Consider the following 12122-nt stretch of genomic DNA (forward strand, 5'->3'; position numbering starts at 1 on the left):
ACTCGAACTGGCGGTGCGAGAACCTCGACGACGGCACCCATCGGTGGACGACCCCGGCGAAGCGCACCTATGACACGGAACTGGAGCCGATCGCCGAGCCCGCCCCCTTCTAACCCGAGTGAGGCGTGCACACCGGCGCGGCCTCCCCGATGCGCAGGCACGTGCGGAACCGGCCCCAGAAGCCGCCGGGGGTGGACGGGGAAGCGGTGGTCATGGCGTAGCGGAGGCCGTCGGTGCTGACGTACACCTGATCACCGGGCTGGAAGCCGAGCACGCGGCCGTGGAAACCGGTGGAGCACAACAACAGTGACACGACGCGGCCCTGAGCTGACGCAGCACCCTGCTCGGTGCACGCGGTCGGACGGGGCGGGCGCGGAGACGGAATCAGAGCGCCGGTGACCAAAGCGGCGTTGAGGGCGTCCTGCGCGGAGGACTGGCGGGCGGCGTCGGCGGTGTCGTGGGGGCCGGACCAGGAGAGGCCGAAGTGGTTGGTGGAGGTGCGGGAGCGGGTCCACAGGGAATGGGCGTTGTGGGTGATGAAAGCGCGGTACTCGGCTCTGCCGTCAGCGCGGTGGAGGTCGCGGAGGCCGCGCATGAAAATGCCCTTGAACTGGGGGCCGTCGGCGCCGCAGGAAGGCTCACAGGGCTCCAGGAGAACGCGTTGGTCCACGGAGAGCATGCGGGTGGCGGCCGAGGCGATGCGGTGGGCGGTGTCCAGGTAGGCGCGGTCGCGGGTGAGAGCGGCGAGTTCTACCAGTGCTTGGAGGACCACGCCTTGGTTGTAGGTCCACGTGGCGCCGACGTTGCTCTTGCAGTCAGGCGTGAGACCGTCGTTGATGAGACCGCCTCTGTTGAGCATTCCGGTTGCGGCGAACCAGTTCCACCCTCGGACAGCCCAGTCGCGGTACTCCGGCTCGCCGGTCACGCGGGCGAGCTTGGCGGCGATGGTCGTGAACAGCTCGTTGGTGATGGCGTTCTTGTAGCGGCGGTCGCGGTTCCACCACACACCGCCGCCGCAGACGGAGTCCCAACCGCCGGTGATGTCCTTGAAGATCGCGCGGGCGGTGGCGAGGTAGCGGGGGTCACGGGTCAGCTCGTGGGCGTTGATCCACGTGAGCGCCCACCAACCCTCGTCGTCGTAGTAGTGGTTGAGGAAACCGCCGGCGGAGTGCTTGGCGTGGGTGGTCGCGGCGTGAGCACGGCCGGTGCGGGTGCCGAGGAGGCGGTCGGAGTCCAACTCGGCGTTGAGGGCGTTCGCGGCGTTCCACCAGTTCGTGGTCCGGTAGAGGCCGGTGTTGTCGTCGTAGAACTGGGTGAGCGCGGTGTTGCCCGCGCGCGCCCAAGCGGAGAAGTTGGTAGCGGCCGAAGCAGGGGTCGCGGTCGACAGCAGGAGTAGTACGACAGCGATGAGGCGCATGCGTTCAGTAGAGCAGGGGATGCAGCGCCGCCCGTTGCTCCTCTGGGACGTATTCCGCGTAGTAGTCGTACAAGCTCTGCCGAGCCAGCCGCGCCGCGCGCTCACCGTCGCCATCGCGGACGGCGTCGAGGACGTTGGCGTGGTGTTGCAGCGAAGTCAGCATCAGCGCGCGGCTGTCGGGGGCGTGGGCGATCTTGTCCTCGATGAGGCTCACCACGACATCGCGGACGACGGCGCCACAGATCTGGATCAAGGTGTTGCCGGTCGCCTTCGCCACGGTCTCGTGGAAAGCGAGGTCGGCGCGGCTGAACTCGGCGAAACCCTCGTCGAGGGCCGCGCGCATCTCCTCCAGAGCAGCCTCCATCTCGGCGAGCTGCTCGGGGGTGCGCAGGCACGCGGCGAGCTGGTTGGCGGAACCCTCGATGAGCATGCGGAACTGCACCAGCTCGGCGAGGCTCAGCGCGGAAGCCCTGGCCAGCATGGTCATCGACTTCTCAAGGGCGCCGGAGGACATCGGCTGCACCTGGGGGCCGCGCGGGTCGCCGGGGCGGGAACGCACCAAACCGTTGCTCTGCAACACGCGCAGCGCCTCGCGGATCGTCGAGCGGCCCACGTCGAACTGGACCATCAGCTCCCGCTCGCTGGGCAGGTGCTCGCCGGGGCCCAGGCGGCCGTCGAGCACCGCGGCCTCGATCTGCTCGACCACCCGTTCGTAGGCGCGCACGGGGCTGACCGGGGCGAATCGCAGTTGTTGATCAAGGTTTGCCATTCGACACCTCCATCCCTTGACCGGTCCCTTGCGGGGTGGCAGGGTGACCCACCGCACACAGTCTACTGGTCTGACCAGTAGACCGGCTACCGCCGACCAGCCGAAACAGGAGTGCAGACCCATGAGAGTCAGGATCGCCGTCATTCCCGGCGACGGGATCGGACCGGAGGTCGTCGCGGCCGCGCTGCCCGTGCTGCACGCGGCCGCGCGGGCCGAGGCGGCCGAGCTGGACGTGCTCGACCTGGACTGGGGCGGGCAGCGGCACCTGGACACCGGCTCGCCCATGCCCGAGGACGCGGCGAAGATCATCTCAGATCGCTCCGCCGTGCTGTTCGGCGCGGTCGGCAGGCCGGACGTGCCCGACCACGAGCTGGTCTGGGGCCTGATCATCGCCCTGCGGCAGCAACTGGACCTCGCGGTGAACCTGCGGCCCGTGCGCAGCTGGGACGGCGTTGCGACCGCGCTGCGCGACGCGCACGACGTGGACCTGCTGATCGTCCGGGAGAACACCGAGGGCGAGTACGCGGGCGTCGGCGGACGCGTGCACCGAGGTCGTCCCGGCGAGCTGGGTGTGGAGGTCGCGGTGCACTCGCGGCCGGTGATCGAGCGCGCCGCGCGACACGCGTTCCAGGCGGCACAAGGACGTTCCGGGCGACTGGCGCTGGTGACGAAGTCGAACGCGATGCGCTTCGGCTACACGCTGTGGGACGCCGTGGTCGACGAGATCGCGGCGGAGTTCCCCGACGTCGAGTGCGAGCACGTGCTGGTCGACGCGATGGCCGCGCGCATGATCCAGAAGCCGCGCGGGCTCGACGTTCTGTTGTGCAGCAACCTTTTCGGCGACATCCTCTCCGACCTCGCGGCGGTCTTGGCCGGGGGGATGGGGATGGCCCCGAGCGCCAACGTCGCGCCTGGCCGGACTCCGGGGATCTACGAGCCGGTGCACGGCTCGGCGCCGGACATCGTGGGGCGCGGAGTGGCGAACCCGGTGGCGTGCATGCTTTCCGGCGCGATGCTGCTGGAGGACTCCGGGCTGCCGAAGGCCGCCGCGCGGGTGCGCGAAGCCATCGCCGAAGCCCTGCGCGACCCCGCCAACCACACTCCCGACCTCGGCGGCACGGGCACGACGGAGCGGCTCGCCTCGGCGGTGCTGGGAGGTCTCGGGTGAAGCGCCTCAGCCTCTTCCTTCTGGCCCTGCTCGTCAGCGGGTGCTCGGCCGGGGTGACGGCGTCCGCGCCGCGCGATCCGGGCGCGATCACCATCGGCTTCAGCGCGGAGCCCGCGAACTTCGACTTCACCCGCACCGACGGGACCGCGATCCCGCAGGCGTTGCTGTACAACGTCTACGAGGGACTGGTGAAGCTCGACGAGAACGGTCAGGTCAAGCCGCTGCTCGCCGAGTCGTGGACGGTCAGCCCTGACCGCCTGTCCTACGAGTTCTCCTTGCGCCCCAACGTGGTCTTCAGCAACGGCAGCCCGTTCACCGCGGACACCGTGAAGTTCAGCATCGACCGCGTCAAGACCGCGTGGGGCATCTCGCAGAAGTCCAAGATGGACGTTGTCAGCCGTGTCGAGCCGCTGTCGCCGACCACGGTGCGCGTGGTTCTCAGCCGCCCCAGCAACAACTGGCTCTTCGACATGACCACGCGCGTCGGCGCGATGTTCAGCCCGGACGGCGTCGCGGACCTGCCGAACGATCCGATCGGCACCGGCCCTTACGACGTGGCCTCGCGCAACCGGGGCGCCTCGATCACGCTGAAGACCAATCCCCGCTACTGGGGACCGAAACCCGCGTTCGAGACCGTCTACCTGCGCTACTTCAAGGACTCCACCGCGCTGAACAACGCCTTGCTGAGCAACGGGATCGACGTGGTGAGCGCGGTGGCGGCACCGGACTCGATGCCGCAGTTCGAGAACGACACGCGCTTCAACGTCACCCAGGGCATCACCAACGGCGAGGTCGTGCTGTCCTTCAACGGCCGCAAGGCCCCGCTCAACGACGTCCGGGTGCGCCGCGCGATCACGCAGGGGATCGACCGGCGGGTGCTGCTGGACACCGCGTGGGCGGGCCGGGGCGAGCTGATCGGCAGCATGGTGCCGCGCACGGACCCTTGGTACACCGACCTCACCGGGGTCAACGCGTACAACCCGGAGGGCGCGAAGAAGCTGCTCGCCGAGGCTGGGCAGCAGAACCTCAACCTCCGCCTGCGCATCCCGAACCTGCCCTACGCGGTCACCTCCGCGCAGGTCGTCAAGTCGGAGCTGAACAAGATCGGCGTCGGGGTCAGCATCGAACCGCTGGACTTCCCGGCCGTATGGCTGAAATCGGTGTTCACCGAGCACGACTTCGACATGTCGATCATCCAGCACGTGGAGCCGCGCGACATCACCACCTTCGGCAACACCAAGTACTACTGGGGCTACGACAGCCCGAAGGTGCGCCAGCTGCTCGCGGACGCCGACCGGGGCAGCCAGGAGCAGCAGGTGGCCGCGATGCGCGAAGTGGCCGCGACACTGGCCAACGACGCCGCCGCGTGCTGGTTGTTCTTGTTCCCCAACCTGATCGCGGCGAAGAAGAAGGTGGGCGGGTTGCCGCTGAACCAGATCAGCGAGGCCTTCGACCTCACCCTCCTCCGGCGAGCGGGGAGCTGAGGCATGGTCGTGCAGATCCTGCGCCGCGCGCTGATCTTCGTGGTGAGCGCGCTCGTCGCCTCGGCGGCCGTGTTCGGGTTGCTGGCCGTGCTGCCCGGCGACCCGGCCCAGGTCGCGCTCGGCGTGAGCGCCACACCCGAGCTGCTCGCCAAAACCCGGCAGGAGTTCGGCATCGACCGTCCACTCGCGACGCAGTACTTCGAGTGGATCGGCGGGATCTTCTCCGGCGACTTCGGCAACTCCTACGTGACCCGTGAACCCATCGGGCCGCAACTGATCGACCGGCTCGGCGTGACGATGTGGCTGGTGGGAGCCGGAATGCTGGTCGCGCTGCTGATCGCCCTGCCCGCCGGGGTGTTCGCCGCCGTCCGGCACCGCAGGGCCAGCGGCTCGGTGATCTCCGGGCTGAGCCAGCTCGGCGTCGCGGTGCCCGGCTTCGTCGCGGCGATCATCCTCGTGCAGATCTTCGCGGTGGACCTGCGGTGGTTGCCCGCTGGCGGCTGGACACCGCCGATCATCGATCCGCTCGACTTCCTCAGCGGACTGATCCTGCCCGCGCTCTCGCTCGGCCTGGTCCAGGGCGCCGTGCTCACCCGGTACGTGCGGTCGTCGGTGATCGACGTGCTCCGCGAGGACTACCTGAGAACCGCGCGCGCCAAGGGGTTGACGCCGTACCGCGCGCTGCTGAGGCACGGCCTGCGCAACGCGTCGGTGCCGGTGGTGACGGTGTTGGGCTTGCAGCTGGCGACGCTGCTGATCGGTGCCGTGGTGATCGAGCGGGTCTTCGTGATCCCCGGTCTCGGCAGCATGCTGCTCGACGCGGTCAGCAACCGGGATTTGTTGACAGTGCAGGGAATCGTGCTCGTTCTCGTACTGGCGGTGCTGCTGGTGAACTTCGTGGTGGACGTGCTCTACACCGTGCTGAACCCGCGACTGAGGCAGGCGTCATGAGGCGTTCGAGCAGTCCGAGCCTGTGGGTGGGCCTGGGGCTCGTCGGCTTGGTCGTGGTCATGGCGCTCATGTCCTTCCTGTGGACGCCGCACGATCCGACTTTGGTCGACGCGGCGCAACGGTTGCGCGGGCCGGGAACCGACTACCTGTTCGGCACCGACAAGTTCGGCCGCGATCTGTTCAGCCAGGTCATGGTCGGCGCGCGGACGACCTTGTTCGTCGGCGTGGTCGCGGTCGGCGTGGCGGCGCTGATCGGCACTCCGCTCGGCGTTTTCGCCGCTATGGCGCCGAAGTGGCTCGGCGAGCTGGTGATGCGCGTCAACGATCTCGTGCTCGCGTTCCCGGCTCTGCTGCTGGCGATCGTGCTCGGCGCGGTCTTCGGCGCGGACACCCTGACGGCGATGATCGCGATCGGTGTCGCCAGCGTGCCGTCCTTCGCGCGCATCGCCCGCAGCGCCACGCTCGGCGTGATGAGCACGGAGTACGTGCTGGCCGCGCGGTCGGCCGGGCGCACGAAGACGGCCATCGCCGTGCGGCACGTGCTGCCGAACATCGCCGGGCTGGTGATCGTGCAGTCCTCGGTGTCGTTCGCGATCGCGGTGCTCTCCGAGGCCGCGCTGTCCTTCCTGGGCTTCGGGACCAGGCCGCCCACGCCGTCGTGGGGCCGGATGTTGCAGGAGTCGCAGGAACTTCTCGCGGTGGAGCCCCGGCTGGCGTTGGTGCCCGGCGTCGCGATCGCGCTCGCGGTGCTCGGGTTCAACCTGCTCGGCGACGGGCTCCGGGACCGCTACGACCCCAGGCTGGAGGTGCGCGGGTGAGCGCCCTGACCGTGGACTCGCTCGACCTGAGCGTCGCGGGAATCCCTTTGGTGAGCGGGGTTTCCTTCACCGTGGCGCCGGGGGAGCGGGTCGGGCTGATCGGCGAGTCCGGCTCCGGCAAGTCGCTGACCGCGACGGCCGTGATGGGCCTGCTGCCGGAGGAGGTGCGGGCGGCCGGATCGGTCCGGCTGTCCGAAGTGGACCACGATCTCGTTGGTGCGACGGAGAAGCAGCTCGCCCGGGTGCGCGGTCGGCGGATGGCGATGGTCTTCCAGGAGCCGATGACCGCGCTCAACCCGTCGATGCGCGTCGGCGAGCAGGTCGCGGAGATCATGCTCATCCACCGCACGAAGCCCGACAAGGCGGCTGCGCGGGCCGCGGCGGTGGAGCTGCTCGGCCAGGTCCGGTTGCCCGAGCCCGCCGAGACGGCGCGCGCCTACCCGCACCAGCTCTCCGGCGGGCAGCGGCAGCGGGTGATGCTGGCGATCGCGCTGGCCAACGATCCCGCCGTGCTGATCTGCGACGAGCCGACCACCGCGCTCGACGTCACGGTGCAGGCGCGGATGCTGGAGCTGATCCGGACCGCGACCGAGGAGCGCGGCACGGCGCTGCTGTTCATCACCCACGACCTGGCCGTGGTCGCGCAGACCTGCGAGCGGGTGCTGGTGATGTACGGCGGTCGGCTGGTGGAGACCGGCTCGGTCAAGGATGTCTTCAGCAATCCCAAACATCCTTATACGCGAGGGCTTCTCGCTGCCTCCGACCTGGAGGCCGTCGACGAGAACGGGCGGTTGCGCACCATCCCCGGCGCTGTTCCGGGTGCTGGTGAGTTCCCCGGCGGCTGCGTGTTCCGCAACCGCTGCGCCGACGCGAGCGACCAGTGCGCCGACGTGCCCGTTCTGTCCGAAGTGGACGATCGCGGGTTCGCCTGCTGGCACCCCGTTGGAGGCCTCGCGTGAACGTGATCGAAGTTCGTGACCTGCGCCGGGTCTACCGCCGTCCGCGCACCTCGCTGACCGCGCCCGGCACGCGGGTGGAGGCGCTGCGCGGGGTCTCCTTCGACCTTCCGCGCCAGAGCAGGTTCGGCGTGGTCGGCGAGTCCGGCTCGGGCAAGTCCACGCTGATCCGCCTGCTCGCCGCGCTGGACAAGCCGAGCTCGGGAACGATCTCCTTCCAGGGCAAGGACATCACCGCCCTGCCCGAGCGGCGGCTGAAGTTCCTCCGTCGTGAGCTCCAGGTCGTGTTCCAGGACCCCATGGGCTCGCTCGACCCCCGGATGCGCGTGCGCGACATCATCTGCGAGCCCCTTGTGGCGCAGGGACATTCCGATCCTGGTGGACGGCTGAAGGAGTTGCTGGACGCCGTTGGATTGCCGCGCCAGGCCGCGGATCGGTTCCCGCACCAGTTCTCCGGTGGTCAGCGGCAGCGCATCTCGATCGCCCGAGCCCTCGCGCCGAATCCGAGTGTTCTGGTCGCGGACGAGCCGGTCAGCGCGCTGGATGTCTCCGTGCGCGCGCAGATCCTGAACTTGCTCGCTGACCTGGTGGAGCGGTTCTCGCTGACGCTCGTGTTCGTTTCGCACGACCTGTCGGTGGTGCGGCACGTGTGCGACACCGTCGCGGTGATGCGCTCCGGTGAGATCGTGGAGATGGGCAAGGCCGAGGACATTTACGAGGCGCCGCAACACTCGTACACGCGCGAGCTGATCGCCGCCGTGCCGACACTGCGAACAGCCATGCGGAGGTTTGCGTGAACTTTCCTTCAGGACTACCGATTGGAGCCGATTGGGTTCCGGCTGAACGAACCGAGGCCGTCCGTTTCCCTTACGACGGAAGCGAAGTGGCGCAGGCCCCGGTCGGCACGCCAGCGCAGGCGCGTGCCGCCATCGACCACGCCGTCGCCGCTGCTCCTCGGATTGCGGCTCTGCCCTCGCGTGTGCGCCGGTCCGTGCTGCTGCGTGTCCTTGCTGCTCTGTCGGAGAAGCAGACGGAGTTCGAGAGCTTGCTGGTCTTGGAGACCGGCAAACCTTTGGTGGACTGCAAGGTCGAGGTCGCGCGGACCCTGGTGACGTTGTCGGCCGCCGCCGAGGAAGTCGCGCGGTTGCACGGAGAGACCGTGCCGCTGGACCTGCTGCCGTCCGGTGACGGGCTGATCGGGTTCTGGACGCGCAAGCCGATCGGCGTCGTCGTGGGGATCGCCGGGTTCAACTACCCGCTGCTGCTCGCCACGCACAAGATCGCGCCCGCCATCGCCGCGGGCTGCCCGATCGTGTGCAAGCCCGCCCCGCAAACGCCTCTGGCCACGTTGTGGTTGCTGCACCTCGTCCGCTCGGCAGCTGAAGCGGAGGGTGCGCCCGCCGAGATCGCGCAGCTCGTCACCGGCGACGCTTCAGTGGGCTCGGCGCTCGTCACCGATCCGCGCATCGGAGCCGTGTCGTTCACCGGCTCCGCCGCTATCGGTCACCAGATCGCCCGGGACGCCGCGCCCACGAAGACCCTGCTGGAGCTGGGTTCCAACGCGGCGTTGGTCGTCGCTCCGGACGCGGACCTCGACGCTGCGGCGGATGCCGTGCTGCGCGGCGGGTTCTACGCGTCCGGGCAGGCGTGCATCTCCGTGCAGCGGTTGATCGTTGTGGAATCCGTTGCGTCGGAGCTGGTTTCGCGCGTGCTTTCCCGCCTCGGCGAGGTCGTGGTGGGCGATCCGCGCGACTCGACGACCCGGGTGTCCGCGTTGATCGACGCGAAGTCCACCCAGCGGGTGTTGGAGTGGATTTCTGCTGCGCGTTCGTCCGGCGCACACGTGCTGGCTGGTGGGTCCGAAGTGGACGGTGTGATCGAACCGACCGTGTTGGCCGATGTGCCCGACGGCGTCTCGTGTTGGGACGAGGAGATCTTCGGCCCGGTCGTGTGCCTGCGCACGGTGTCCACTGTGGACGAAGCATTCGATCTCGTGAACGCGTCGCGCTACGGCCTGCACGCCAGCGTGTTCACGCGCTCGCTGAAGACCGCCTTCGACGCCGTGGAGCGCTTGCAGGTCGGCGGGGTCGTGGTGAACGAGGTGCCCGGCTTCCGCTCGGACGTCATGCCCTACGGCGGCGTCAAGGACTCCGGCTCCGGGCGCGAAGGCCCGCGCTTCGCCATCGAGGAGCTGACCGTGACCCGCATGGCCGTGATCAGGCCCGCATGACCACAACCGCCCCAAACATGAAAGTCCCCATTGGTGCGTTGAGCGCCCTGAACGACCCGTTCAGTGCGCTCAACGCACCAAACGGGTCGTTCAGGGCTTAAGTGGTGTGAGGGATGTGGAGGAGGGGTTCGTGGACTACTCGAGGTTATTTCGCCTGGACGGCAAGCGGGTTGTGGTGCTGGGGGCCGGGAGCGGGATCGGGAGGGAGGCGGCGAGGGCGCTGGCCGCCCAGGGTGCCGAGGTCGTCTGCGGGGATCGTGACCTGGCGTCCGCGACCGAGACCGCCGAGCTGATCGGGGATGCGCGCCCGTACCAGCTCGACGTGCTCGACGCGGACGCGGTCGCCGCCGCCGCGGACGACCTCGGCGAGGTGGACGGCCTGGTGCTCACCGCGGCGACGAACGTGCGCAAGAGGCTGTTGGACTACACGCGCGAGGATTTCGACAAGGTGGTCTCGCTGAACCTGCGCGCGACCTTCGACGTGATCAGGGCTTTCGGTGGGCCGATGACGGAGCGCGGGCGCGGGTCGATCATCGGCTTCTCGTCGATCCGCGCGAGCACGGTGGAGCCGGGGCAGGGCGTGTACGCGGCGACCAAGGCGGGCCTGGTGCAGCTCGTGCGCACCGCCGCCGCGGAGTTCGGGCCGTCCGGCGTCCGGGTGAACGCGATCTCCCCCGGAGTGGTGGAGACCCCGCTGACCGCCCAGATCAAGGCCAGCCCGGACTGGTACCGGGCCTATGCTGCCAAGGGCGCGCTCGGCCGGTGGGCGCTGCCGCAGGAGCTGGCCGGCGCGGTGGTGTACCTCGCGTCGGACGCCTCCAGTTTCGTCACCGGTTCGGTCCTTGCCGTGGATGGCGGGTGGACGGCGGTCGACGGCCGCTTCGACCCGCCGAACTGAAGGGGGTTTCCGGGTGGAGCTGGCCGACCTGAGCGCGGTCGACGCGGTCGCGATGTTCCGGTCCGGGGCGGTGTCCCCGGTGGAGATGCTGGACGCCGTGCTGGCCAGGGTCGAGCGCTGCGAACCCGTGCTGCGCGCCACCTACTCCCTGGACGCCGAGGGTGCTCGGGCCACCGCGAAGGCGGCAGAGCAGCGCTGGCGCCGCCAGGAACCCGTTGGGGCGCTTGACGGAGTGCCGGTGACGGTGAAGGAGAACATCGCCACCAAGGGCACCCCGGTCCCGCTCGGCACGGCCGCGACCGAGCTGGTCCCGGCCGAGGCAGACGGTCCCGCCGCCGCGCGCCTGCGCGAAGAGGGCGCGGTGATCATCGCCAAGACCACCATGCCGGACTTCGGCATGCTCTCCTCCGGGCTGTCGAGCTTCCACGCGACCGCGCGCAACCCCTGGGACACAAGCAAAGGCCCCGGTGGGTCGAGTGCGGGAGCCGGAGCGGCGGGCGCCGCGGGCTACGGTCCGCTGCACGTCGGCACCGACATCGGCGGCTCGATCCGGCTGCCGGCGGGCTGGTGCGCGCTGGTCGGGCTCAAGCCCAGCTTCGGCAGGGTTCCCGTGGACCCGCCCTACCCCGGCCGTGTCGTCGGGCCGATGACCAGGAACGGCAGGGACGCGGCGCTGCTGATGTCCGTTCTGTCCAAAGCGGACGGTCGGGACCACCTCAGCCTTCCGCCGCAGGAGCTCGACTGGCAGTGCCCTCCGGTCAAGCCGCGCGGCCTGCGCATCGGCTTGCAGCTCGACGCCGGGCTGGGCCTGCCCGTGCACCCGGAGGTCACCGCCGCCGTGACCGAGGCCGCCAAGGCCTTCGAGGCGGCGGGCGCGGTCGTCGAGCCGATCGGGCCGATGATCACGCAGGAGATGCTCGAAGGGCTGAACGACTTCTGGCGCATGCGGTTCTGGTCGGACTTCGAGCGGATGCCGTTGGAGCGCAGGGAACTCGTGCTGCCGTTCATCCGCGAGTGGGTGGAGAGCGGCGCGGACCTCTCCGGCGTGCGGGTGTACCGCGGCTACGCGCAGATGGACGCGATGGCGGTGGCCGCCGAGCGCGCGCTGAAGCCCTTCGACCACGTGCTGTCGCCGGTGTCGCCCGTGCCCGCCTTCGACGCGGAGTTGGCTTCCCCCAACAACAATCCACTCGCGCCGTTCGAGCACATCGGCTTCACGGTGGCCTACAACATGTCCGGCCAGCCCGCCGCGTCGGTCAACTGCGGCTTCACCTCCGACGGCCTGCCGATCGGCTTGCAGATCGCCGGGCACCGCTTCAACGACGTCGGCGTGCTCGGCCTCGTCAGGACCTACGAGCGCCTCCGCCCCGCCCAGCCTCCGTGGCCTTACGACCGGTCGGTGCGTGCGTAAGGGGCCGTAAGGGCTTTACG

11 protein-coding genes are annotated in these 12122 nt (G+C 69.5%); 9 read left to right on the forward strand and 2 right to left on the reverse strand.

Annotated elements, in window-relative coordinates:
• Positions 1–109 precede the first annotated feature (109 nt).
• Together ABD798_RS32575 and ABD798_RS32580 are read right to left on the reverse strand one after the other, a co-directional pair.
• A complete protein-coding gene (locus ABD798_RS32575) occupies positions 110–1417 on the reverse strand; it encodes a glycoside hydrolase family 76 protein (RefSeq protein WP_344883742.1) in 1308 nt (435 codons plus the stop codon).
• 4 nt (positions 1418–1421) lie between these two features.
• Positions 1422–2165: a FadR/GntR family transcriptional regulator gene (locus ABD798_RS32580; protein ID WP_344883998.1), complete on the reverse strand. Its 744-nt coding sequence runs from the start codon at positions 2163–2165 to the stop codon at positions 1422–1424.
• A gap of 142 nt (positions 2166–2307) precedes the next feature.
• On the opposite strand from ABD798_RS32580, the gene ABD798_RS32585 reads away from it, so the two are divergent.
• From ABD798_RS32585 to ABD798_RS32625, 9 genes are all read left to right on the forward strand, one after another.
• Entirely contained in the window at positions 2308–3354 is a 1047-nt protein-coding gene (locus ABD798_RS32585; RefSeq protein WP_344883745.1) for an isocitrate/isopropylmalate dehydrogenase family protein, read from the forward strand.
• Positions 3351–4838 (forward strand): ABC transporter substrate-binding protein, encoded by a 1488-nt coding sequence (locus tag ABD798_RS32590; RefSeq protein ID WP_344883748.1) that lies wholly within the window; start codon positions 3351–3353, stop codon positions 4836–4838. The genes ABD798_RS32585 and ABD798_RS32590 overlap by 4 nt, the downstream gene beginning before the upstream one ends.
• A 3-nt stretch (positions 4839–4841) precedes the next feature.
• Positions 4842–5789 carry an ABC transporter permease gene (locus tag ABD798_RS32595; RefSeq protein ID WP_344883751.1) on the forward strand — a complete coding sequence of 316 codons (948 nt, stop codon included), beginning with the start codon at positions 4842–4844 and terminating at the stop codon, positions 5787–5789.
• Complete coding sequence (locus tag ABD798_RS32600) at positions 5786–6607, forward strand: ABC transporter permease (protein WP_344883754.1); 822 nt, start codon at positions 5786–5788, stop codon at positions 6605–6607. Before ABD798_RS32595 ends, ABD798_RS32600 begins: the two co-directional genes overlap by 4 nt.
• 5 nt (positions 6608–6612) lie before the next feature.
• Positions 6613–7566: an ABC transporter ATP-binding protein gene (locus ABD798_RS32605; RefSeq protein WP_344884001.1), complete on the forward strand. Its 954-nt coding sequence runs from the start codon at positions 6613–6615 to the stop codon at positions 7564–7566.
• A 2-nt stretch (positions 7567–7568) separates the two neighbouring features.
• The gene (locus ABD798_RS32610) at positions 7569–8360 is read left to right on the forward strand and encodes an ATP-binding cassette domain-containing protein (RefSeq protein WP_425549313.1); all 792 of its coding nucleotides are present in this window, start codon (positions 7569–7571) and stop codon (positions 8358–8360) included.
• Entirely contained in the window at positions 8357–9793 is a 1437-nt protein-coding gene (locus tag ABD798_RS32615; protein WP_344883757.1) for an aldehyde dehydrogenase family protein, read from the forward strand. Before ABD798_RS32610 ends, ABD798_RS32615 begins: the two co-directional genes overlap by 4 nt.
• A 130-nt stretch (positions 9794–9923) precedes the next feature.
• Positions 9924–10691, forward strand: a complete 768-nt coding sequence (locus ABD798_RS32620; protein WP_344883760.1) for an SDR family NAD(P)-dependent oxidoreductase — start codon at positions 9924–9926, stop codon at positions 10689–10691.
• A gap of 52 nt (positions 10692–10743) precedes the next feature.
• Complete coding sequence (locus ABD798_RS32625; protein ID WP_425549314.1) at positions 10744–12102, forward strand: amidase; 1359 nt, start codon at positions 10744–10746, stop codon at positions 12100–12102.
• The last annotated feature ends 20 nt before the right edge of the window (positions 12103–12122 follow it).

Source organism: Allokutzneria multivorans (assembly GCF_039537405.1).
Taxonomy (GTDB): Bacteria; Actinomycetota; Actinomycetes; order Mycobacteriales; family Pseudonocardiaceae; genus Allokutzneria; species Allokutzneria multivorans.

Bases quoted from the DNA above. Each gene is read 5' to 3' on its own strand.
- ABD798_RS32575 (WP_344883742.1), bottom strand. From the start codon at position 1,417: ATGCGCCTCATCGCTGTCGTACTACTCCTGCTGTCGACCGCGACCCCT.
- ABD798_RS32585 (WP_344883745.1), top strand. From the start codon at position 2,308: ATGAGAGTCAGGATCGCCGTCATTCCCGGCGACGGGATCGGACCGGAG.
- ABD798_RS32595 (WP_344883751.1), top strand. From the start codon at position 4,842: ATGGTCGTGCAGATCCTGCGCCGCGCGCTGATCTTCGTGGTGAGCGCG.
- ABD798_RS32600 (WP_344883754.1), top strand. From the start codon at position 5,786: ATGAGGCGTTCGAGCAGTCCGAGCCTGTGGGTGGGCCTGGGGCTCGTC.
- ABD798_RS32625 (WP_425549314.1), top strand. From the start codon at position 10,744: ATGTTCCGGTCCGGGGCGGTGTCCCCGGTGGAGATGCTGGACGCCGTG.